The sequence below is a fragment of the Rhizobium sp. CG5 genome, from assembly GCF_023701945.1.
Classification (GTDB): Bacteria; Pseudomonadota; Alphaproteobacteria; order Rhizobiales; family Rhizobiaceae; genus Allorhizobium.
In genome coordinates this window covers 30,131-53,341 of record NZ_JABAEF010000030.1, presented here as the reverse complement: position 1 = coordinate 53,341, position 23,211 = coordinate 30,131, and the positions used below count along the sequence as shown (strand labels likewise).

The following is a 23,211-nucleotide window of genomic DNA, read 5'->3' as shown; positions in this document are numbered from 1 at the left end:
TATCCACTCGCTTCAACTCCCTCTCCATCCGCCGTCAAAAAAACGGATGGTCAGATAGATCCGAAGGGGGTCAAAATTGGACGCCGATTACCCCGCTAATGGGGTCAATTTTGCACGCCGAAACACAGGAAGAGCTTCTTGTGGTTCACACGGTGCCCTTCGCGTTTGAGCAGCACGTGGATGCGTCGATAACCGAAGCGACGGCGTTCATGCGCCAATGCTTTCATCCGCTCGCGAAGACGATCATCGTCGCTGCGTCTGGTTTCGTAACGGATCGTCATTCGGCAAAAGCCGCTGGCTTTACACGCCCGCCGTTCACTCATCTGGTGGTGATCCATCAGATGAGTGACAGCGTTCCGCCTTGCTGCGGGCGTCACCACTTATTTCACAAGAGGTCTTTCAAAGCAGCATTGTCGAGCATCGCATCCGCCAGAAGCCGCTTCAGCTTCGCGTTCTCGTCCTCAAGAGTCTTCAGCCGCTTGGCTTCGGATACGTCCATACCGCCGAATTTGGCCTTCCATTTGTAGATGCTCGCATCGCTGACGCCGTGCTTGCGGCAAAGCTCCGAGACCGGCGTGCCCGCCTCGTGCTCCTTCAGTATGCCGATAATCTGTTCGTCTGTGAAACGGTTGCGCTTCATTCTCTGGTCCTCTCAATAGGCCAGAGCTTACTTCAAAATGGATTAGTTCAGCGGGGCAAGGTCACATCCTTTCGACCTCTGTAGCGTAAAATAGCGTGCAATCGGCGGGACTAGTTCGCGGCTCATGGGGGGACATAGGGCGCAAATTCCGGTTCTCCGCGCCACCGCCTAACGGCGCGCTATCTGCTCGCCCCAGACCTGATAAGTTCGGACGCTCCTACGACGCGCTGATCCTAACCTGAAAGTTATGGGGCACTACCAGGTGCCAAAACAGTGAAACGCGTCGACAAAAGTGGGATCTGAAAATGGAAAGGGTCCTGGCGGCAAGTCGGCGTCAGAACCGAGCAATTCCAGTGCTTGTTCCACTGTCGTAGCTGAAAGAGCTCTTCTTGCTTGTTTCAATGCGACGGCCGGACTTTGCGTGCGTCCGCCGCCGCCAGCCCATTCACTCATGAAGTAACGCATTAGAATGTAGGTTGCTGCGTCATCCACGGGCCATAGGCTGGCGATAACGGTCTTAGCGCCCGCAACTAAGAACGCACTTGGCAATCCTGTCGTTTCTCCGCTCTGATGCAAGTCGGGAACTCCGGATTCGCATGCTGACAAGATCGCTAGCCGGCAATTGTTGAGTGACAATCTCGACATCACCACTTTGACCGTCAGACCAGCGTTGTGGTCGAGGCCATCGCTGTTTCCCTCCACCTCAAGATGAGAACGGTAGGGATCGTGATTGTCGTAGTTTCCGTGGCAGGAGAAACTCAAAAAGTTGGCTTCTGGCGCAGCATCAATAACATCGCGAACAAGTTTTGTTAGGTTGGAAGCGTCCGATCCCCGCGATTCGGCGATCGCCTCTGTCTCGGCCTTCGCAAATGCAAGAGTACCGGAAGAATCCCCGACGATGATCGAAGGGCCATGCAGTTGCCGTTGTCGAGCCTTACAAACGGCAGCGACTCCGATACTTGGGGCGATGGTGAGGCTGCAGTCGAGATTGTCGGCCAAGCGCCACCATGGAAGGAGAGCCAACGCGTCGTGAGGAATGACGATCAAGTGTTCGATCTTGATGCCCGAAAAGCGGCGGAGGCTCTCCAGGGTTTCGTAGTGGATTTTTTCCAAGTTCGCGGGACCGCAAAACGGTGGCTCCTTTGCGCTGCCCAGTGCCCGCTTTCGGGCCACAACGCCGCCATCGGAAGAAGAAGTGTAACCCTCCCTTGCTTCAAAGGAAGCCCGCAGGCTCTCAAGAGTGGTCGGCAAGGACTTACCGAAGTACTGAACATTCCCATTGTCTTGGATCGCTCCAACAAGGATGCCACGTTCGCGGCCCTGAAACAATGAGACGATGGCTATCCCATCTTGCAAAACCCGTTTGGCCAGCGATTCAAAGGTAGAATCAATTCTACTGCTAGCCAGTGCTTGCAACCCTGATTCGCGGCAAATGCGATCAAACTCTTCTTGTGTTTCGTTGCGCACTTTAGTTAGTTTAGCGTGTCTATCAGGTCTGAAACTGTCGTTAAAAAGATCCGAGTCCAGCGCGACATCTAGCGCACGAATAGTTCGAGCCATTTCGCGGATCTTGGTGCGTATTTCTTGCGGCAGATTGGCGGATTGGAAGGTGGTTTCCAGATTCATCCACTTGTAGAGATTGGGGGCGCGACAGAATTCAAGGAAGTGCAGGAGCCTTTCATACATTCCGGACGCACAATAGATTTCAGCGGCCAATTCGGCGAGTGAGTTCAGTTCCAAGATCGCCGATCGTCGAAACGGAAGATTGCTGACTTTCTCCAGTACTCCTTCGCCGAGTTGCATTCCCGAAGTGAGATTCGAAAGTGCGAACAGCGCCTCGCCTTTCAGCATATGGATCAGAGCCAAGGTTCGATGAGCGAGCATCTTTTGCCGGGGATCATTTATTTCACTAGCGAGCGACATGGCTTCGCGAGCAATACGAAGCGCCGCATCCGTCTCTCCGAGCCCATAGTGACACAGCGCAAGGGACGGTAACGCACTGAACTTAACTGATTTGTCCTCCGCGCTCGGAATCACTAGCCTGGCTAACTGCTTCGCTTCCGCATGGCGCCCTTCGTCGAGGAGGTGTTGGACGCGGGTTAGCTGACCGAATAAGTCCGTCTGGCCACCGTCACCCTTGTCCTCATCTGCGGCACCGACCTCGTTGATCGCGGGGCCGTGGTGGCTTTGCCAAACGTCAACCGTGTGACGCCAACGACTCGTCAAGGTCGAATCTACATTCATTCCCACAGCGTTTTTTAGGAACGAAATGCCGCGTCGATCGCCAATATTTATCAGCGTATACCCAACTTCGCTTAGGGTCATAGCGAGCAAAGCGCGTTCCGCGGGCGCTTCGAGCGTCGCTGCAAAAGCGACGAGAACGTCTACCCCGCTATCGTGAAGACCTTGAGTCCGGATGGTGTCGCCGATCGCAGCGACCGAATCCAGGGCAGAAATTCTCGAGAGGCGCCTTTCGTGCAACAGTCTCTGCGCCTGTTGCAATCCCTGTTTGAGAGAAGAGAGCGCGCCTCGCGGTCGGCGAGGACAGCCTGCGCCTTTGACTTAAACAGAATGGCGCACATTACGTGATCTGGCAGATCGTTTTCGCGCGCAAAAATCAGGTATTCATTAGCGCAGGACAGCATTGCGTCCGAGTGCGAAAGTTTTTCCTGGCAAAGCGCAAGGTGAAAAAGGGCATCGCAGCCCCACTCAACCGATAGCCCTTCCCGACGCCACATCGCCGCGTATCTGTACGGTTCTATGGCGAGCTTTGGAAGGCCGTACTCTAGAAGAGCTTTCCCATACAGAAGGGCATATGTGGTCGAATCTTCATATGGGAGAAAGCTCGCACCGAGGAGATAGGCGGCTCGCATCCTGCGCAGTTTTGTGGTGCCTTCGGTTTCGTTTTCTGCTCCTAGCCATATGCTCGCTATGAAGGCGTCAATCCTGGACCCGGAAAATTCTGGAAATCGTTCAAAAGTTAGTGGATCGAGCGGCGCCTCGACTGCTTCATGCTCGGAAAGCGCTGCAGTTGAAATTAACTCACACAGTTCCGGAAAATCACAATCCTGCGCGATGCGCCTGATCCTATTTGCTGACAGTTTCGTGAAATCCGACTCAGGGCGCAATGCTGCGATCCATTCCTGCCAGACGGTCAAGCTGGTCCTGTAATCCAAGTTCTTTCAGCTTTTGCTGTACAAAGCCAAGTACCGATTCATCACCGAATTCCGCCTTGTAGAGAATAGCGACAAGATAAGACACCTGAATAGCTCTCGGCTCCGATGCTGCGTAGAGGCAATACACTTTCGCCAAATTCGCTGCGCCATCCTTGTTGTTCCGCACGAGCGTCCTAGCCGCCTGAATGTCGATCTGGCGGCGACCGCCTCCAACGCTCTGCGCACAGTTGTCAAATTCCTCCAAAAACTGGAGCATTCGCTTCTTGGCTTCCTCGTCGTCCTGATCGTCGGTCACCCGCGTATCCCCATGGCTAGAATTGACTTCCAGGACGTCCTGTGAATCACGTCTCAATTCAAATTTAGTGAATTTTGAATACGAAAATGGTCGGCAAAAGGATGCATAACCTTATCAGATTTATAAGCGAAGTTGCAATATTTAAGGAATCTGGTCGGTATCTCGATTAGGCGCAGACCCTATCGATTAAATTTCTTCCAAATTCGATAGAGTCGCCCGCTAGCTCTGGGCAGACTTAGGGAACTCTATCAGGCCAGATTTCAGGCACGGCGATAATACTATCTGCTTAAACTATCTAAATATTGCAGTAGCTTGCAACCTAGTGGCGAGCAAGGCTAACGGATCGCTGTTGGCCACATTCTAGTCTGCGCGTCCTTCAAAATAGATCGTAGCTTGTCGACGTCTCACCACGGCTGTTCTACGCGAGAAATATATATTCAATACCTAAAAGAAAAGCTTGTGTTTTGAGTTGCAAAATACCCAAGAACAATCCATAAAGTAGTATCCTCAGCGGGGGAACGAAGATGGCTGACTTCGATATTTTGCGCGCGGTATCGGAAGCCTCTCAGGGTGACGAGCCGGTCCTGCGTCCCGGCATTGTTCGTTTCCAGCTCGAGCTCAAGGATGCGTCAAAGGCGGAGGGCCTTCGGAAGAAGATTACAACGCTCCTTGAGTCAGATAGCTTCAGTTTGGCGCCATTGGGTTCGTTTCTGCCAACGTTCCACGTGCTGCAGTTTCCCGGTGTGCCGCGCACGATTGCGCCGGACCGTTTGTTCGCTATCGCCGACGCCTTGGTTGATCCACTTGATCTCGTGTCATGCACCCCAGACATTGGTTCGACGCTTTATGCCGAACCAGATGCCCGCGCGCTGCGGGGAAATGCACCGGAGTCCGTAGCGCTCGACGCGTTTTGCTGGTCTCAAGCACCATCTCCGGGCGATGCACATTGGTCAGTCAAGGCGGTGAGAGCGCCAGAGGCATGGGCGATCTCGGCAAAGAAAGGCAAGGGTGTCATCGTCGCGCAGCCGGATACCGGCGTGGCTAATCATCCCGACCTCGATATCGAGGCACTTAGGTTTGATCTTGCCACCGACATCATCGGCGGGGACAGAGACCCGACCGACCCCCTCGATCCGACATTCGCCAATCCCGGTCACGGCACCGCGACTGGCAGCGTCGTCGTCAGTCGCGCGGGCGGCCGGATGGTGGGCTCTGCGCCAGCGGCGAGCCTCGTACCAATACGCTGCACGACGGACGTCAAGATCTTCGACGGCACGCCGGTGGCAACTGCAATTCTGCATGCCGTAAAAATCAAGGCCGACATCATCACGATGAGTTTGGGAGGGATCTACTCTCGCTCCATCGCGGCGGCGGTAGGCGTTGCCATTGATGCGGGGTTGATCGTCATGGCCGCTGCCGGAAACTGCGTTGGTTTCGTAGTTTATCCGGCCTCGGATGATCGGGTCATCGGCGTTGCCGGAGTCGACGTCAACGACAAACCGTGGAAGGGTACGAGCGCCGGGCCGAGCGTCACAATTTCGGCCCCCGCCGAGAATGTGTATGTTGCCCGCCGCACGCCGATCGATGGGGGCGTGGGCACCGTTAGCGGCGGACAGGGCACGTCCTTTGCCGTGGCGACGACGGCTGGCGTTGCTGCGCTCTGGATTGCCCATTTCGGGCGCGCTAAGATCCGAGCGGAGGCAAAGCGGCGTGGCGTGAGCGTGCAAGAATTATTTCGCTCTGCGCTTACGGCCACCGCGCGCCGCCCTGGACGGTGGAACAGCTGGCTCTACGGCGCTGGTATCCTCGATGCTGAAGCGCTGCTGCGTCTTTCCCTGGCGAAAGTACCAAAGTCACCGGAAGCGCCAATCGCGCCGGAATCGGTTCCTGATGCCCCAGCAAGCATGGCCGTCTCTCAGGTGTTTGCCGAAGCGCAGGGAAACGGAGATGGCAAAATGGACTGGGCGCGCTTCGGCGCTGAGGCAACATTTCTCGCTGCGGACGCATGGCGCCGCAGCGATGCCAGGCGCTCGGTGCTGTTGGAATCGTCTGCCCGCCCAATCCCGTCACCTGGCTTGGCAGCCGTCGCGCCAGCGGTTCTGAGACGCAGCCTCAAGGATGCGAACGCGGCACCTCATCTATTATCGCCGATGCCACCGCCAGCGCCGTCGCGGCGCCAAACCATCGCCATGATTGCCCCCAAGCAGCCGGGCCAGGAAAGCACGCTCGAAAGTGCGCGCGCCAGCCTCAGCGGCACCGGCATGCGAGATTTGCAGGATCTTGTCGAGCGAGCGCTCGCCCAGATCGAGGCTGATTCCGGGACGACGCTTGAAGCCTCCGCTGCACGTCGCGATGTGCTCAACAAAACCGAAGACGTTGTCCGCTCGCTTGTGGCCGGCGGCGAGGCCGCGCTGTCGATCGAGGGCCGTATTGTCGTCGAATCGCTAATCAGATTGAAGGGACGTCCAGCCTTCAAAATCAATGACGGCGTGATTTCGAAAGCCCAAGCCGAAATCACCGATTGGGCCACGGCGTTGTACGCAGCCGAGTCGTACCTGCCGGACCTGTGTGTGACTGTCGGACGGATAGACCTCAATGGCGAACATGTCGGTACCGGATTTGTTGCGGGGCCTGGCCTAGTGGTCACGAACAGGCATGTGGCGGAGGCCATCGCAGATGTCGTTGCGGGCGCTGGCGGCCTCGGTAGCTGGTTTTTACGCGACAATGTGACGATCAACTTCGACGATCGTGGTCGTGGAAACGAGAAACGCTTCAAGGTGCGGGAAATCGCCGCTGCCGGGGCCTCCAAGATTGGCGAGCATGTCGACTTTGCGCATCTCGACATGGCGATCCTCGATGTCGAAACCAAGAATACCGTCGGTAAGCTGCTGCCGAAGCCGATTGGCCTGATCAAGGACCCCGAAGAAGCCAAGTTGTCCCAGGATATCGCGGTAATCGGATATCCGGCCCGCCCCGACCTCGCCGCTCTCGACGATCCATCGGGCAAGGAGACCGCGGAGACGATCGGCAGACGCCTCGCCATGATCTTCGGTCTGGACTACGGGCGAAAGTACTTCAGCCCCGGCGTCGTCGACCAGCCGGCCGGGACAATTAAGGGCGACGGCCGCGACTGGATCATCACCCATGATGCGACTACGCTGGCAGGATCTTCAGGTTCGGGCGTTACGCGGTTCAGTGACGGTTTGCCAATCCTGGGGCTCCACTTCGCGGGGCGGGTCATGACAGCGAACTATGCTCACTCGCTGGCGGCGGTGGGGCAGTCCATGGCTTTGCCCGAAAGTGTGACTGGACGGCTGAACTGGGTGTGAGGACGAACGGTGCCCGAAGCTTCCGACGATCTCGACGTTGCCAAACTCGCGCGACAGATCAAGGCCTCGCGTGAGACGTTCGAGAAGGCTTTCAACGTCTTTGCCGACGCACGGCCGGACGAGATAACGCGCTTCAAAGCGCTCGCGTTGCGACGACAGAGACAGCAACCGCTTGAAGCTGGGAAGACGCGCGACGCCGCCGATATGCTTGCGGCTTTGCAATATGCAAAGAAAGAGGGCTTCCTGGGTGAGCTATGCTCCACAGCCGGCACCGCGCTCTTCACGACTGCGCCACAAGGGGGGGATGGGGTCGTGATGGCAGTCGCGCTGACCTCAGGCGAGGCTGCGCGACGCGACGCCCAAATCGCCTTCGAGGCGATCACCCAGGACACAGAGCGCTTCCGCGATCCAGACGAGGTGAATGCGGGCCTCATGCGGGCACAGCGCTGTACCTGTCGTGTCGTCGTTAAGGAGGGAGCGAGGCGTATCAGGGGAACCGGGTTTCTGATCGGACCACGACTAATTCTCACAAACTGGCATGTGGTGCAGAGCCTTCTCGAGCCTCTGCCGGTGACGGAGGCAACAACCGCCAAGCTTGCTCCGGCGGAGGCGTGGCGAGCCAAGGCGGGAAGCGCCGCAGCGCTGAGCGTTGAGTTCGATTTCACGGCGCGTGCAGCACAGGCTGGCGGGGTGACGCGTATTCCGGCGAGCACTAATTGGTTTGTCGCGGCAAGCAGCGCCGAAGGCAGCGAACACGCGAAGGACGAGAATACAGGGGAGCCATGGCCCGAAGACGTCGCCGCCTTTGAGCCATTCGATGATTTTGCCGTTCTGGAAATCGCTGAACCCGCCGGTCTGGACCGGCGTTTCTACGACATCATTGAAGAGGAGCCTCCTCTTCCGCAGGGAAACATGGTGCTGCTGCATCACCCCGGTGAATACTCCATGCGGCTATCCTATGGCAGTTTCGACGTCGGAGCAGGATTCGCGGGGCTTTTAGGCGGGGTACCGCCGACGACGACGGCGCGGGTCCTACACAATGCGAACTCGATCGGCGGTTCTTCGGGCGGCCCATGCCTGGACTTTGATATGCGCCCAGTTGCGCTGCATCAGGCTGGCGTCGAATTCAACGGCGACTCCGACGTCACCGATGAAAATGGCAAGCTGCTTCCCAAAGCGGTGATCAATATCGCGATCCCGCTGCGCCGCGTGCGCCAGAAAGCGGGTGCAGCCATCCAGGCGCGAATGGGCGAGTTGCGGGCACTCAGGCCGACATTCCTGAACGGTGACCCGCTCATAGGCCGTGGCGAATTGCAAGAAGCCATTGCGGAAGCCAGCGTTGGCAAAGTCAAAATCCTCATCGTGCGGGCAGACGTTGCGAGTGATGGAAAGCCGCTCACGGCCGTCGGAAAGTCCTTCTCGCGGAAAATACTGAAGGAGCAACTCGACCCCTCGCAGCACGAGGTCGTCGAAATCAGCGCGGCCAGTCTGGTACAGAATGCCGTCAGAACGGCGGGAGCGATTATTGATGCCGTCGGCATGGGCCTATCGGCCAAGTTGACCCCCGTCGATGACAAGACGCTGCCCGCCGATCGCCAATCGACGGAGATCAACGACATCGTTGCTCGAGTAGCGACGGAACTGAAAACCGAATTGGTTGCAGCTGCCGGGAACCGAACTCTGTGGATCGTCATCGATGATCTGGAGACACACTCGGTGCCGGATACCTCCACACGAGGGCTCCTCGATCGCCTTTACAGCGACGTATCGGCCGAGCCGGCATTGCGCTTGGTCTTGCTCGGGCTCGCCGATGTCGACTTGCCGTCCCTTCGAGGCATAAAGGCGAAGAGGCTCGAGAGGCCACTGACGCATCTCGACGGCGACCGGGTCGCGGCCTGGGTCGGACATCGCGTAGATGGCCGGTTTGCCCTGCCTGACGCGGCACGTGAGTGCCTCGCGGGTGTCGTGGCCTCGGTCGCGACTAGCCGGGTAGGCGGAGCGTTCAGCATGACCCAGGCCATCGCGCTGATCGTGAAAAATGACCTCGATCCGCACTTGAAGAAACGGATGGGGGTGTGATGACCGACGAGCCTCTCGAAACCCCCGAAACTATCGCTGTAACGCTGCGCAAGCGCGCCGCAGTGGTTGGAACATTTGATCCATTGCGACTTCTTGCGAAGGCAGTGCCAGGGGCGCGTGACGAAGCTTTCGAGGATCGTGTTTTTAGCGAGCTGTCTGCGTCAGTCGAAGAGGTGGCGGACACAACTCAGGTGCTTTGGCGCCTGCAGCCAGAGGTCCGCCGAGAGGCGCTGCGGGAGCTTGCTCTGCTTGATGAACTGGACCGCACGATCGCGCAGACTGCCCCGGAACGCGGCGATCGCTTCGGTCACATCCTGCAGGCGACGCTGAGAAAAGGGGCCGCAGGGAACGGGGCCGACATACAGAAGATGTCAAAGGATGACCTTATGCTGCAGGCACTCGCGCTGGACTTCGCGCGATCGTTGCCAGCGCGGAGGAATTCAACCACGAGGGAGCCTGCAATCGATCCCCGCATCTTGCTGGCTCGCCAGGCTGAGCGTCGGCGGCAAGACTATGTCGCTCCCACAAAGCTGTTTGGACGTGACGATGCTACCAAAGCGCTCGATCGATATATTGCCGAGGGCGCGATCATGTCACCCTTCATCCGAATGGCTCCACCTGCGGGCGAACCAGTTCGGTTGCGTCCGCTTCTGCTGACCGGCATTGGCGGTTCTGGCAAGTCTGCGCTTGTTGCCGATCTGATGCGGCGGACGCAGCGCTCAGACTGGTCCGGGCCGATTGTTGCCTGCCTCGACTTCGACCAGCGGAACGTCGCGCTGGGTGGCGAGCGCGAATGGCTCAACGAACTCACGCGCCAGATCGGATTCGCGAGGCCGGGGCTTGACGCGGCGCTATCAAAAATTCGCAGTAACGCGCGACAGGAATTGCACAACCGGACGCTGAAGACGACTGACGTCGATCGCCTCACCGGAACTGATAGCCTTCTCGTCGTCTCCGGCATGCGCGAGGAACTTCAGAAGGCGCTGGGTGACGGCGCGCTTGCTTCGCAAACTCTGGTGGTAATTGTCGACACGTTCGAGGAAGTGCTGGTGCGCTCCGATATTCGTGCAGCGTCCCTCAGTCAGGAGCCATTCGGGCTGGTACTGAGCTTCATCGATTCTTTGACTAGGCTTGTTTCAGCCGATTCTGAGCCGGTGTTTGGTGCAGTTCGCGCGATTATCGCAGGGCGCGCTGATCCATTCCCCACAGACAAGTCGACGTCGGCGCGCTGGTTCGAGGCGTCTTGGGAAGTTGGGGAACTCGATATCGATGCAGCCAGCGAGTTCCTGCGGGGCCGCGCCGACCGTCACGTCTTCACGAAGGCCCGCGCGCAGCGGATCGTCCAAGTCTTGCCCCGCTTCCCCTTGATCCTCATCCTGCTTGCCGCCTTCGCGCGCGGCCGCAACGCCCAGGAGATCGACGAGGTCATTGGTGCGGCGCAGGGGACAGGGATACTGGGCGCCGCGGCAAGCACCCGCGTGCTCTACTCACGATTCCTAGATCGCCTCAAGGATCACATTATCAACGATGCCACTGGTGAGCGGCTGGTGCCGCGCGGCGATCTTGTTCGGCTGGCCCACCCCGGCCTTGCCTTGAGCGTCGTCACACCTGAGCTTATCCGCCACGTGCTTGCAGTGCCTACGGGTCTTGGCGCTATCGACGAGCAACGGGCGCGCGATCTCTTTAGCGCGCTGTCGCGCGAGGTCTGGTTGGTGGAGCGCGTCGGTGATGACGCGGTACGCCACATTCCGGTGCTGCGCCGCATCATGCTGCCGATGCTGAATGGTGATCTGACCCCGGCCGAGAATGCCAATACTGAAATGCGCGAGACAGTTCGCGCCGTGCATCGGGTAGCAGCGCAGTGGTACCGCTCGGGCGGCGTCAATGAACTCAACGCAGCCGTGCTTGCCGCATATCATGATGCATTCCTCGGTGAAGTCACAGCCCTCGCAGCCGATCCAAGTCTCGTTCGCCGCGTCCTCGACGTCGCGGGCGAGGATGTTTCAGCGATGCCGACCACTGCGCGCGCCGTACTTCGTCGTGAGGCACGCTCCGACGAGGGCCTTTCTGTTGAAGAAACTGCCGCCCTCCCGGTTCGGCAGCGCCGCGAAGTGGACGCGACCCGTCAATCTCGACGTACCAAATCGGGCATCACCTCTCGGCATTTCGATGTTGGAGATGAGGAAGAAAGCGTTCGAACCGGCATTGAGGCAGATTCGTCAATTTTCGTATCTCCTCCTATCCCTTCTGAACCCAGCGTCGCAACCGTCGGGCGTTTCCTAGGCGACCAGATCGATGTCCTCCAGGACAAGGAGACGGCGCAACGCATTGAATCGATGTTTGCTGAGGCTGATTTCAACGGAGTCGTCAGCTACGGGACCTATGCAGCGGCGCAACTATGTGAGCGAGCTCAGGAAGAACCACCTCTCGACAAATTGGGCGACACCACCAGTCATTGGACCTGGAAATGGGCCTTGTCCTGTTTGACTGCGGGAGCCGGCGATGAGTCACTTCTGAAGTGGGCAGTAGTTGACTCGCAGCACATCAACGCGCTGTCCAATAACACCCCATTCCGGCTAGGGACCTTGCTTTCGCTCGCAATTGCGACCGTGGCGCTCGGTCGGGCGCCCTCGTTCAAAGACGAACCTCCGTATCGCGATGCCATCAAGACCTATCCGGTGATCGAAAGCGCTCCGGTCACCTCAATCTTGTCCCTGCGCCTTCGCGTGCTGGCGAATTACTGGGACAAAGACCGTTTGCTAGCACCACAACATGCCTTCGAAGTGAGACCGGACGTCGTACGATTGCTGGCGCTTTGGTCACCCACACCAAGTACAGAGGCGTCTGTGCCCGGGGTGCCACCTTCAATTGTTCAATTACCCGAAGAACTGCAACGCCGACTTGCTGACTTTCAGCACTCTCCTCCGCTGTCGTCCGACCTGAGGATTCTTGACGACGGTGGCGATAGCATTTTCTTTCCTATCAGCAATCCATACTCTTGGTGGTCAGCATCTGAACTCCCGCCAATCACGCGCCGTACCCTCGGTTCGCTGCTACGGGGGCGGTCGCCGGAACTCTACGACCCCGTGCGCGCCGCCCTCGGGGACGCCGCTGCCGCCGATGAAACTATCTTCGCTGCGGCGGTAGCGGAGATCACGCAGTTTGCTCCCTTCTGGCCGACAGACTGTGTATCCGACCTATTCCGAAATACCCGGAACAACCTGCGCGAAGTGGATTATCTGCTCGCACGTTTCGTCGTTTTCATTGATCTCGCCGGCCTTACCTCTCCGTTGTTCTCGGCGCTCGCACGCCAAGGGAAATTCAGCCGCCGTTTTCACGCTGTCGCAAAACTCGTGCAGGCTTACGACTCGTTACTTCTCGCACCTTATGACGCTGTGGACCTGGTGCCGGCCTCGCGCTCGATGGATGACTTGCTTTCTGACAATTTGATTATACGCAATTCAAAAATGGGGGATACATCGTGACCATCGATCTTTCGTATCGACCGCGTCTCCACGATCTTTCTCGCTTGGGCGGTCCAGCGGATGCTGACAGCGACGCGGCCGCGGGCTACGAATTGGAAAGCTTGGAAGCGCGGCGGCGGCCTCAACGTACGCCCCCTGCGAATTTCGCAGGGCGCGTCGGTTACGGGGAAGATTTCCTCGGTTTTACGGTGCCCCTTCCCACACCCTTGGGCGAGCTCAAGCGGTTCGTGGCCCCTGTATCAGGTTCAACAGAAGGCCGCCTTGACTACGAGCATTTCAGCGTTGTGATGCACTCGGCGCGGCGAATAGCTATGTTCGTGGCGGTCAACATTGACGGCGAGCATCCAGGCGACGTCGAACGCAAGAACGACAAGTGGTTCCTGGACGGCCGCATCGCCGACGAGTTCCAGATCGGCGAGGACCTCTACGTCGACAACATCCTCGATCGCGGCCATCTGGTGCGCCGCCAAGATCCGGTCTGGGGAGAAAGCGCCGAGGTCGCCAATGGCGATACCTTCCACTTCACTAACTGCTCGCCGCAGGCGGCAAATTTCAATCAAAAGACTTGGCTGAGCCTCGAGGATTATGTGCTTGGCAACGCCAAGGCTCAGGACACCAAAGTCACGGTTTTTACGGGACCGCTTTTCAAGGACAGCGATCGAACCTATCGCGGCGTGCAGATCCCAACCGCCTACTGGAAAGTGCTGAGCTTCGTCAATGACAACGGGCGCCCTTCGAGCACCGCCTATATCGTCGATCAGGTCTCGGAGCTAAAGCACCTTGAGGCGGTATTTGGTGCCTTCAAGACCTACCAGCGTAGCGTCGTGTCTATCGAACGCATGACTGGACTGTCATTCAACGGTCTTGCCGACTTTGACGGTTTCTCGAATGAGGAGGCGGCAACCAGAACGGCGATCATCGCTGAGCTGCGATCGCCGGCCGACATCAGAGTTTGAGCCAATACGGCAGTGGCGGATACAGACGACCGCAAGATCGAGTCTTTACATCGATCCTGAGGCGGCACACTAATTCGGCAAGCACTTCATCAGGATGGGTGTTGTGACAAATGAACCCGTCGAAAAAGTAACTGAGTCATCGACGACGGGAAGTCATTGACGGTACTTTTTTGACCCACCTCCTCAACAGAGGAAGCACCAGACAGACCGATCAAAGAACCGATAGATCTCGATAGGTCACAGAATTTTTTCAGCTGCGCTCGTTCCGAATAATCCAGCAAAATCAAAAGACTAACTTTTTGACAGTTTCGTTTACGGTCTATAACGGCGAAGAAACAAATTTGCGCAATGAAAACAGCTGCTTATGGTAAGAAAGACAATAGAGTGGGAGTGACGGGTAGTAGAAACGGCGGCAACCGGCGGCAAACAGGCTAAGTTTCTAGAACACTGCCCCCGATAGACGATGAACGATAGAGGTCGGTCGCAAATGGAACCGAATGTACCGGTTATCTCCTCATCTGGATGCGGTTCGTGGAAGGTCTGAGCAGTGTGAACTTTTGCAAATGCCACAGGCCGGCGGTCCCTCTACGCTCACCTCGCCGGACTTTTTAGACCAGCTATGCTGCTGCCTCGATCGCTCGAATCGTCTTCGACACGATTGCGGCTATGCTGTCGGCAAGGCGAGTTGGCGGGTGTCCGATCGCGTGAGGACGAGCGCAATATTCTCGGGCTGCAGACATCACTATAGAACTATGATGGTGCAGCACCATTTCTTTGGCAATATCACCCCCCGGTCGCCGACATGTGGCGGGCGATCTGCGGCACAGATGCGCGATCCAGCACGAAGTCGTGGCCCTTGGGTTTATGCTTCAGCGCATGGGCGATCGTCTCCAGCAGCAGTCCGTCGTCACAGGAAGACCGTATGGCCTCCTTCAGATCCGCCGCGTCGTTCTGGCCGAGACAGGTGTGGAGCACGCCTGCGGCGGTCACGCGCACGCGATTGCAGTTTTCGCAGAAATTATGCGTCATCGGCGTGATGAAGCCGATGGTGCCGCCGGTTTCGGCGACCCTTGCATAACGCGCCGGGCCGCCGCCGGTACGCAGGCCAATATCCGTCAGCGACCATCGCTCCTCTATCTGCCGGCGCAGGCGATCCAGCGGCAGATACTGGTCGAGCCGGTCCTCCCCCGTTTCTCCAAGGGGCATCGTCTCGATCAGCGTCAGGCCCATGCCGCGCCCGTGCGTGAAGGCGATCAGGTCATCGATCTCCTCTTCCGTGCTTCCGCTTAGCGCGACCGTATTGATCTTGATTGCCAGCCCGGCATCCTGCGCTGCGTCGATCCCCTCGAGCACGGTTGCCAGGGAGCCGCCACGGGTCAAGGCTGCGAAACGATGCGGATCAAGCGTATCGAGGGATATGTTGACTCGCCGCACGCCCGCAAGCGCCAGATCCCTGGCGTAACGGGCAAGGCGGGTGCCGTTGGTGGTCAGCGTCAGTTCCTGCAAGCGTCCGTCCTGCAGGCATGCCGAGAGATCGCGGAAGAGCTCGATGACATCCTTGCGCACAAGCGGTTCGCCACCGGTAATGCGTATCTTGCGCACGCCCACCCGGATGAAGGCGTGGGCGACACGCGCCAGTTCGTCCAGCGAAAGAATGTCCTTCCGCGGCATGAAGGTCATGCGCTCCGACATGCAATAGACGCAGCGCAGGTCGCAGCGGTCCGTCACCGACAGCCGCAGATAGCTCACCCGGCGGCCGAAACTGTCGACAAGCGCGCAGGCGGATGAGGGTTCCATCAGCACGCTATATCCCTTCCCGTGGCCGCGGCCATCATCTCTGCAACGGACACGAACTTCTCGCGCGGCTTGCCCAGCGCCCGGCCACGGGCCACTTCCGCCATGTCGATCGCACGCCAGGCGTCGAAATCGAGCCGTTGGCCCTGTCGCGCCCAGATTGAGGCAACGAAATCGTCCGCTGAGGCGGCGAGTGGCGAGGGCAGAGATACGATATCGGCCAGCACCTTCTCCACCGTATCGAGCGCGCAGGCGCGATTTGTGCCGATCGTTCCCTGCGGACCGCGCTTGCTCCAGCCGCACGCATAAAGGCCCGGAACGCCCTCTGCCTCGACACCGACGCGGCCACCGGCATTGGCGTGGACGCCGCGGGCGGCGTCATACGGAACATCGGCGATCGGCGCACTGCGCCTGCCCACACTCAAGAAGACGAGGCCAGTATCGATCGCCACGTCTTGCGCCATCCCCTCGCCCGCCGCGGCCGAACGAAAGTGCACACGGCTGACCCGCTCATTTCCCTCGAAACGAACAGGATTGAGATGGAAGCGGAACAGGCAGCGCTTGCTCTTCGTCGCCGGGTGGCGGGAGAATGCCTCAAGCAGGCCGACGGCGATTTTCCGTTCCGGGTCCGCGGCCTGCGGCAGGGCAAATGGATCAACGCCGAGGGCATCGGCATCTACGCCCGGATCGCAATCGGCCAGCGTCCCGAACTCCTGCAGCTCCTTGGCGGAGAAGCGTGTCCCGGCCGGACCGCCCCGTCCCACCAGATGCACCTCGCGAATACGGCTTTCGGCCAGCGCCTCGAGAGCGTGCCCGGCAATATCGGTATGGCGCAGTTCGTCCGGCGTCTTAACGAGGATTCGGGCCACGTCGAGGGCAACATTGCCATGCCCGATAACCACCGCTTGCTCGCCGGTGAAGTCAAGGGTCAGATCCCGGTAATCCGGGTGACCATTGTACCAGCCGACGAAGTCGCTCGCCTGATGCGTGCCGGGCAGATTTTCGCCCGGCAGGCCGAGGTCGCGGCCCAGCGCGGCACCAGTTGCCAGGATCGTCGCGTGATAGGATCGGCGCAGGTCATCAATGCCGATATCAACACCGATCTCCACCCCGCCGACAAAGCGAAAGCCGGGCATTGCCGCGATCCGCTCGAACACCGCGGTGACCTGCTTCAGCTTCGGATGATCGGGGGCGACCCCGAACCGGACCAGACCGTAGGGCACCGGCAGCCGCTCGAACAGATCGACCGCGATGTCCTTGTCCGACCGCAGCAATGCTTCGGCGGCATAGAACCCGCTCGGACCGGCGCCGACAATGGCAACACGATAGCGCGGCACCGTCATAGGCCCATCGCCCTCTTGCGCTCGTCGGCGCCGGGAAGCGGCGCCAGGCGCGTGTTGACAACCGGCGTTTCGGCGGAACGACGCTTGTTGATCTCGATCCATTTCTGCTGGTCGGGCGGCAGGAGGTAGGACGGCTGGATCGCGCCAACCGGACAGGCCGGGACACAGCCGCCGCAATCGATGCAGTTGTCGGGGTCGATATAGGTCATGTCATCGTCGATGTGGAAACATTCGACGGGGCACACCGTCACGCACTCCGTATAGCGGCATCCGGTGCATTGGTCGGTAACGACATAGGGCATTCTCAATAAACCTCTTCAGGGAAGCAAAATTGTCGGTCAGGATCTGGCGACCTCGACCAGCACATCCGAAAATGTCGGTGCACGGCCCAGATCGGCGAAAGCGGGAGGCGTCAGGGCATGGACCGTGGGTCCCCGGCGGTTTGATCGCTGCCAGTAACCGGCGGGCGCAACCACAACGCCGCGCATCACGTCCTCGGAGACGGTGGCGAAAGCTTCGAAGACACCGCGATCGTTGAAGACGCGAATGGGCGCCCCCACCTCTATCCCGCGTGCGTTCGCGTCGTCCGGATGAAGGATGACCGCCTGCTCCTCGCCCGCCTGAGCAAGTTGCGCCGGCAGGTTGCCATAGTTGGAATTGAGGAACGCGTGGCTCTTGGGCGAGATCAGGCTGAGCGGATATTTTTTCGCAAGCGCCGGTGCGCTGGCCGGGCTCTCGTTCGGCCTGATGTAATGCGGCAAGGGATCGACGGGGTCGCCTGCCTGATCGCCGTTGTAGCCTTGGCGAAACAACGGAACCACGAAGTTGCCGTTATCGGCCAGCGTGGACTTGAACTCGCATTTCCCTGTCGGCGTCGGAAAATTGCCGTCGCGGTGCGGTGCCCAGTCGCCGGCAGCCGGCAACTTCAGACGCAGGAAGCCCTTCTCCTTCAGCTCCTCGAGCGTGATGCCCTCCATGACCGGATTTTCCCAGTCCATGGACTGCTCGATCATCTCGTCGTCCGAGCGGTGGAAGAACGGGTCATCGATATCGAGCGCGCGGGCGATCCGGCGGAACAACTCGGTATTCGGCACCGCCTCCCCCAGGGGCTCGATCGCCGGATTGTTGTAGGAGAGGTAGAGATGCCCCCAGGAGAACATGATGTCCTTCTGTTCCAACTGGGTGGTCGCCGGCAGAAGGATATCGGCATAGCGGGCGGTGTCGGTGATGAAATGCTCGCTGACCACGGTGAAAAGATCGTCGCGTGCCAGCCCCTGCTCCAGCTTTTCCTGCTGGCTGACCATCGCCATCGGATTGGCGTTGTAAACGAAGAGCGAGCGGATTGGTGGATCAAGCGGCATATCGCCGGTCAAGGCTGGCCCGAGCTGCCACGAATTGATGACCCGCATGGTCTCGGGCTGCAGATCGGGCCGCATCATTCCGCCCCAGTTGACCGGGAAGGCCCAGATCGGCAATTGCAGCAACCCGCCGCCGACATGCTTCCAGGCCCCGATCAGGGCCGGCAGGCAGGCGATGGCGCGCACCGTCTGGCCGCCGCCGGCATGGCGTTCGACAGCGACGCCGATGCGCACGACGGCCGGCGCGGTCGTGGCATATTCCCGCGTCAACGCGTAGATGTCCTCCACGGGAATGCCCGTTTCGGCGGACGCGAATTCGGGCGTGTATTGCTCGGCCCGTTCCGCCAACTCGGCAAAACCGACGGTATGGGCATCGATGTAGTCGCGATCGATGAGCCCTTCCTTGATGATGATGTGGATCATCGCCAGCGCCAGGGCGCAATCGGTGCCGGGGCGGATGGGAATGTGCCAGTCCGCCAGGCGCGCTGTGCGGGTGCGCACCGGATCGATGACCACCAGCTTGGCGCCGTTCTTCCGGGCCTGTTCGATAAAGGGCCAGTGATGCGAATTGGTGCTGAGCGTGTTGCAGGCCCACAGGATTATGTATTTCGAATGGATGAAGGCTTCCGGATCGACGCCAGGCGTATGGCCGATCGTCATCATATAGGCGGTGCAGGAACCGGAATCGCAGAAGGTGCGCTCGCTGACGCTGGCGCCCAGCTTGTTGAACAGCGGATCGCCGACATTGAGCCCGTTGATAATGCCCTGCGTACCGAGATAGCTGTAAGGCAGGATGGCCTGCGCGCCGTCGGTGGCAATGATGTCCTTGAAACGCGCCGCGATCTCCGCGATCGCATCATCCCAACTGATGCGCTCGAATTGCCCGCTGCCCTTCGGGCCCGTGCGGCGCATCGGATACAAGAGGCGCTTGTCGCTGTAGACGCGGTCCTGGTAGTTGTTGACCTTCACGCAAAGACGACCGCGCGTAAACGGGTGATCCGGATTGCCGCGGACAGCGACAGCCTTCCCATCCTCGACAGTGGTCAGGATGGAGCAGGTGTCCGGACAGTCATGCGGGCATGCGCCGACAACAGTAGTGCGAGCCATTTTCAACTCCCAAGGTTTGCCTTCTGAAAAGCATTGCTTCAACTTTAGGCAATGTGAAGCGAGTGGGCGGTGTTTGGCGTTAGCAAAAACTGCGTTTATCTATTCAATTCCTGCTAAACTGGCTGTTTGGCGGGTTGGTCCAGAATTTGCTTCTGTTCACCTCAGGCAAAATGGAACCGGAGCGAAGCCATGTTCGGTCATTCCGTCGACAAATACATTACCGGCACGATGACCCAGACCTCGAACGCAAGCGGTTGGCGCAATATTCTGGCCGAGCGCTGGTGCCATGAAGCGGGTGAACTGCCCTCACTCGTGCCGCGGGAAACCGAAATCGCCATCCTCCTGCACGGACGCAGCATCGTGGATCGACGCGGCGGCGGCATGCGGCAGCACACGGTCGCCCGGCGCGGCACCATCTGGCTCTGTCCGGCCGGGATTGAGGAAGAGTTCATATCGGTGACGGAGCGGATGGACGACTGTCTTCATCTCTTCCTGCCGGGGCAGCCCTTCTCCTCGACGATCCTGCAGGAGTTCGACCTCGATCCGGCGGCGATCGAACTGCGGTACGAAAGCATCGACCAGGACCCCTTCATCGAATTTGCCGCGGGACAGATCCTGCAGGAGATGTCGACGGAAAGTGCGGCCGGCCGCCTATTGATCGAGATGCTGGCCGTCTCCCTTTCCGCCCATCTTGTCCGCTCTTATTCGACGGCCTCCACCCGCCAGCAGGGCAAGCGCAGCAGCGAGGGGGCGCTGGACGCGCGGCGGATGAGACGCGTGACGGATTATATCGAATTTCACCTCGACGAGGAGTTTTCGGTCGCCGACCTGGCCGCCGTCGCCTGCATGAGTGTCGCCCATTTTGCCCGCGCATTCAAACATGCAACGGGAAAGAGCCCCCATGCCTACGTCAATGACAAGCGCATGGCTGTCGCCAAGCAGAGACTGCTCGATGACAACTGGAATGTCGCCGACGTCGCCATCGCCGCGGGCTTCTCATCCCACGCCAATTTCACCCGCGCATTCAAGAACTCGACAGGCATGACGCCGCACACATTCCGCAGCGAGATGCGCGGCCACTAGGGACCGACAGCGAATTTTGCGGCCTTGCCGTGGCTGTCGGCTGGGCCGGGCAGCTCTCAAAAGCCTGCCATGGAGCCGAGAAACAGGAGCCGTAACCGGAACAGGAAGTCATGCACGCGAGGTCTTTCGATTTGACGGAGATCAGGGCCACAGAGCGCTTCAGCTACTGGAGGGATGTCCTGTGCAAGGTCTACGTGACACTAGCCCCTGAAAAGGCGCCGCAACTGGCTTTCCAAGGTGCCGTCACCGATCATCCGTTCGATGACATCGGAATTTCGACGATTTCCTCGGTGAGGCAGACGATCGCGCGCACCAGAAGGGACATTGGTCGCGACACGGATGCCTATTGCTTTCTCAATCTGCAGGTGGACGGCAGTTGCAGCGCCAGCCAGGGCCGCCGGAGCGCCGTCACCTCGCCCGGCACCTTCACCGTTGTCGATTCATCCGAGCCCTTTCTCCTGGACTATGGCAGCGACGGCTGGACGCAACATTCCTTCAAGATCCCCAAGCATGTGTTCGATGCCCATGTCGGCCAGGACCTTGCCGTGCGAACCGCCGGCGCCGGCACTCCCGTCGGCAGGATCGTTGTAGATTTTCTCTCAGCCGTGGCCAGCAATCCGGAAAGCTTCCGCCACAGCGCAATCGACCTTACAAAGACCATTCTCGATCTGGTCGCCATGTCGCTTCGGGCTTCCGCACCGGATCCGGGAAAGGAACAGCAGCGGAGCTTCCGGTCGCCGCTGCGCCACGCGGTGCTCCGCCATATCGAGCTCCATTTCGCCGATCCGCACATCACGCCGGCCAAGGTCGCCGCGCATTTCGGGATCTCACCACGCTACCTGCACAAGTTGTTGCAGGGAAGCGGCGAGACCTTCGGCCAGATCATTCTCAACAAAAGGCTGGAGCGCTGCGCCTTCGAAATTGGCAGGGGGACGTGCCTGACCATATCGGAGGTCGCCTTCCGCTACGGCTTCAACGACATGTCTCACTTCAGCAGGGCATTTCGCCGTCGCTTCGGCATCACACCCCGGGACTACCGGCCGTGACAAGGCAAGCCTGGAGCGGAGCCGCCGACGCGCTGCCCCGCACCGTTCGAGTTCAAGGCATCATCGCCTGAGGCGGTTGATGCCGGGACGATTGTCAGGCGCCGAAGGTGGCGTAGGGGGCCGTCAGCGAACTGTAGTTCGGATCCTTGATGATACTGTGCAGATTGCGCCGGCGTGCGCCCATGTTGCCGCCGTCGTAAAGCGGGAAGCACATGGCGTCATTCATCATGTCAGCCAAGGGATGCAGGTCGGTGTAGCTGTCGACGCCGACCACCCGCATGGCATCGTAGACGACGTTGACGCAGGTTTCGGAGCAGAACACCTTCGTCATCACCGCCAGTTCATGCTCGGCGCCCTTGGACTGATCGTATTGATGGCACGCTTTCCACGTCAGGTAGCGGCAGGCCTCGATCTTCATCTTCATATCGGCGAGCTGATAGCCGACGGTCGGATAGTCGATGATCGGATGCGGGCCGGAACGGGCATCCGAGCGGGCAAACTGCAGTGCATGGTCGTAGGCCGCGCGCATGACGCCGACGCAGGCCGCGCCGATCAGGGCTGCGGTCCAGGCAAAATTGGTGGAAATGATCTTGATACCATCACCCGGTTTCCCGAGAATATTGTTCGCTGGTACCCGCACATTCTCGAAGGTCATCCGCGGAGAAATCGTCGCCCTGTGGCCGATCGTGTCGAGACGGCCCGAAACCCGCACACCCGGCGTGTTGCCGGGAACCATGATCACGGCAAGCGAATCCTGAGCGCTCTTGGACAGGTCGGTGCGGCACAGCACGGCATAGAGGTGGCAATTCTTGCCGTCCCAGCCAGTGCCGTTCGTTGTGTAGTGCTTCTCGCCGTTGATCACCCATTCGTCATCCTCCAGCGTGGCCACGGTCTTCACGCCGAAGCGCGGATCGGCGGAATCGAAGTTTGCGCCGCCCGTGACTTCCGTAAAGGCCAGCGCACCGAGGCGTGTGCCATCCTCGGCGAAATCGGTCAGAAGGCGCTTTTGCTGCTCCTCGGTTCCAAACATCGCGACCGGCTTGACGCACAGGCCGGTGCCGAACAGGGCGCTTGGAATATTGACATCGACAGTCGTCAGTTCTTCGGCCGCCAGCGCGAAATCCAGCGTGGCGATATTCGAGCCGCCGGCGACCTCGGGCAGCAGGGTCTTCACGAAACCCGCCGCAACGGCCTGGTCGAAAAACGGCTTGATGGCATAGAAGCGTTCGTCGGGTCTCGCATACTGCGCAATCGTCTTGCGGACATCCTTCAACACGGTATTGGCAAACGTACGCGCACCGTCGCGAAGTGCGATCTGGTCTGCGTTCAAGGCGAAATTGATACTCATTGACGTTCCCTTGTCTGGTGGATTGGAGCAATCGATATGGCGGCACAGCGTCTCTCGCGCTTTCACGCCGGTTCATACCGTCCGAAAGGATAGAACCGGAAAAAGCGGCCGGCTTGACTGTCCGCGCCCGAAGACTTGGCCGTAAGGGAACTGCCGGCTTTCGTCGGAAGGG

Annotated in this window: 14 protein-coding genes and 1 pseudogene; 6 read left to right on the top strand and 9 right to left on the bottom strand. The window is 59.4% G+C overall.

The features are described from left to right. Window positions 1–128: 128 nt before the first annotated feature. The 4 genes and pseudogenes from HGO38_RS29365 to HGO38_RS29350 form a co-directional block, all read right to left on the bottom strand. Window positions 129–640 (bottom strand): annotated as a pseudogene (locus HGO38_RS29365) (transposase); the annotation flags it as partial. 255 nt (window positions 641–895) lie between these two features. Then, entirely contained in the window at window positions 896–2,965 is a 2,070-nt protein-coding gene (locus HGO38_RS29360; protein WP_250959335.1) for a CHAT domain-containing protein, read from the bottom strand. A gap of 59 nt (window positions 2,966–3,024) precedes the next feature. Further along, on the bottom strand, window positions 3,025–3,798 hold the full coding sequence (locus tag HGO38_RS29355) for a hypothetical protein (RefSeq protein WP_250959334.1): 774 nt from the start codon (window positions 3,796–3,798) through the stop codon (window positions 3,025–3,027). Next, a complete protein-coding gene (locus tag HGO38_RS29350) occupies window positions 3,758–4,111 on the bottom strand; it encodes a hypothetical protein (protein ID WP_250959333.1) in 354 nt (117 codons plus the stop codon). Before HGO38_RS29350 ends, HGO38_RS29355 begins: the two co-directional genes overlap by 41 nt. A 524-nt stretch (window positions 4,112–4,635) precedes the next feature. On the opposite strand from HGO38_RS29350, the gene HGO38_RS29345 reads away from it, so the two are divergent. The 4 genes from HGO38_RS29345 to HGO38_RS29330 are packed head-to-tail and all read left to right on the top strand — an operon-like array spanning window position 4,636 to window position 13,960. Continuing rightward, window positions 4,636–7,440, top strand: coding sequence for a S8 family serine peptidase (locus tag HGO38_RS29345; RefSeq protein ID WP_250959332.1), 2,805 nt, complete (start codon window positions 4,636–4,638; stop codon window positions 7,438–7,440). Between the two features lie 9 nt (window positions 7,441–7,449). Further along, a complete protein-coding gene (locus HGO38_RS29340; protein ID WP_250959331.1) occupies window positions 7,450–9,519 on the top strand; it encodes a trypsin-like serine peptidase in 2,070 nt (689 codons plus the stop codon). Beyond that, on the top strand, window positions 9,519–13,004 hold the full coding sequence (locus HGO38_RS29335; RefSeq protein ID WP_250959330.1) for an ATP-binding protein: 3,486 nt from the start codon (window positions 9,519–9,521) through the stop codon (window positions 13,002–13,004). The genes HGO38_RS29340 and HGO38_RS29335 overlap by 1 nt, the downstream gene beginning before the upstream one ends. Further along, complete coding sequence (locus HGO38_RS29330) at window positions 13,001–13,960, top strand: DNA/RNA non-specific endonuclease (RefSeq protein WP_250959329.1); 960 nt, start codon at window positions 13,001–13,003, stop codon at window positions 13,958–13,960. Before HGO38_RS29335 ends, HGO38_RS29330 begins: the two co-directional genes overlap by 4 nt. A gap of 783 nt (window positions 13,961–14,743) precedes the next feature. On the opposite strand, the gene moaA is transcribed toward HGO38_RS29330, so the two are convergent. The 4 genes from moaA to HGO38_RS29310 are packed head-to-tail and all read right to left on the bottom strand — an operon-like array spanning window position 14,744 to window position 19,562. Continuing rightward, the gene (gene moaA, locus HGO38_RS29325) at window positions 14,744–15,757 is read right to left on the bottom strand and encodes a GTP 3',8-cyclase MoaA (RefSeq protein ID WP_250959328.1); all 1,014 of its coding nucleotides are present in this window, start codon (window positions 15,755–15,757) and stop codon (window positions 14,744–14,746) included. After that, a complete protein-coding gene (locus HGO38_RS29320; protein ID WP_250959327.1) occupies window positions 15,757–17,097 on the bottom strand; it encodes an FAD-dependent oxidoreductase in 1,341 nt (446 codons plus the stop codon). The genes moaA and HGO38_RS29320 overlap by 1 nt, the downstream gene beginning before the upstream one ends. After that, the gene (locus HGO38_RS29315; protein WP_250959326.1) at window positions 17,094–17,399 is read right to left on the bottom strand and encodes a ferredoxin family protein; all 306 of its coding nucleotides are present in this window, start codon (window positions 17,397–17,399) and stop codon (window positions 17,094–17,096) included. The genes HGO38_RS29320 and HGO38_RS29315 overlap by 4 nt, the downstream gene beginning before the upstream one ends. Before the next feature lie 36 nt (window positions 17,400–17,435). Beyond that, window positions 17,436–19,562 (bottom strand): molybdopterin-containing oxidoreductase family protein, encoded by a 2,127-nt coding sequence (locus tag HGO38_RS29310; RefSeq protein WP_250959325.1) that lies wholly within the window; start codon window positions 19,560–19,562, stop codon window positions 17,436–17,438. Between the two features lie 189 nt (window positions 19,563–19,751). Here HGO38_RS29310 and HGO38_RS29305 point away from each other — a divergent pair, with 189 nt between their 5' ends. Both HGO38_RS29305 and HGO38_RS29300 read left to right on the top strand, forming a co-directional pair. Next, window positions 19,752–20,645, top strand: a complete 894-nt coding sequence (locus HGO38_RS29305; RefSeq protein WP_250959324.1) for a helix-turn-helix domain-containing protein — start codon at window positions 19,752–19,754, stop codon at window positions 20,643–20,645. A 110-nt stretch (window positions 20,646–20,755) separates the two neighbouring features. After that, window positions 20,756–21,691, top strand: coding sequence for a helix-turn-helix domain-containing protein (locus tag HGO38_RS29300; protein WP_250959323.1), 936 nt, complete (start codon window positions 20,756–20,758; stop codon window positions 21,689–21,691). 94 nt (window positions 21,692–21,785) lie between these two features. Here the strand turns inward: HGO38_RS29300 and HGO38_RS29295 are convergent, their stop codons facing one another. Then, window positions 21,786–23,039, bottom strand: coding sequence for an acyl-CoA dehydrogenase family protein (locus tag HGO38_RS29295; RefSeq protein ID WP_250959322.1), 1,254 nt, complete (start codon window positions 23,037–23,039; stop codon window positions 21,786–21,788). Window positions 23,040–23,211: the final 172 nt, after the last annotated feature.

Bases quoted from the DNA above. Each gene is read 5' to 3' on its own strand.
- HGO38_RS29295 (WP_250959322.1), bottom strand. From the start codon at position 23,039: ATGAGTATCAATTTCGCCTTGAACGCAGACCAGATCGCACTTCGCGAC.
- HGO38_RS29360 (WP_250959335.1), bottom strand. From the start codon at position 2,965: ATGACCCTAAGCGAAGTTGGGTATACGCTGATAAATATTGGCGATCGA.
- HGO38_RS29320 (WP_250959327.1), bottom strand. From the start codon at position 17,097: ATGACGGTGCCGCGCTATCGTGTTGCCATTGTCGGCGCCGGTCCGAGC.
- HGO38_RS29300 (WP_250959323.1), top strand. From the start codon at position 20,756: ATGCACGCGAGGTCTTTCGATTTGACGGAGATCAGGGCCACAGAGCGC.
- HGO38_RS29315 (WP_250959326.1), bottom strand. From the start codon at position 17,399: ATGCCCTATGTCGTTACCGACCAATGCACCGGATGCCGCTATACGGAG.
- HGO38_RS29345 (WP_250959332.1), top strand. From the start codon at position 4,636: ATGGCTGACTTCGATATTTTGCGCGCGGTATCGGAAGCCTCTCAGGGT.
- HGO38_RS29310 (WP_250959325.1), bottom strand. From the start codon at position 19,562: ATGGCTCGCACTACTGTTGTCGGCGCATGCCCGCATGACTGTCCGGAC.
- HGO38_RS29305 (WP_250959324.1), top strand. From the start codon at position 19,752: ATGTTCGGTCATTCCGTCGACAAATACATTACCGGCACGATGACCCAG.
- moaA (WP_250959328.1), bottom strand. From the start codon at position 15,757: ATGGAACCCTCATCCGCCTGCGCGCTTGTCGACAGTTTCGGCCGCCGG.
- HGO38_RS29335 (WP_250959330.1), top strand. From the start codon at position 9,519: ATGACCGACGAGCCTCTCGAAACCCCCGAAACTATCGCTGTAACGCTG.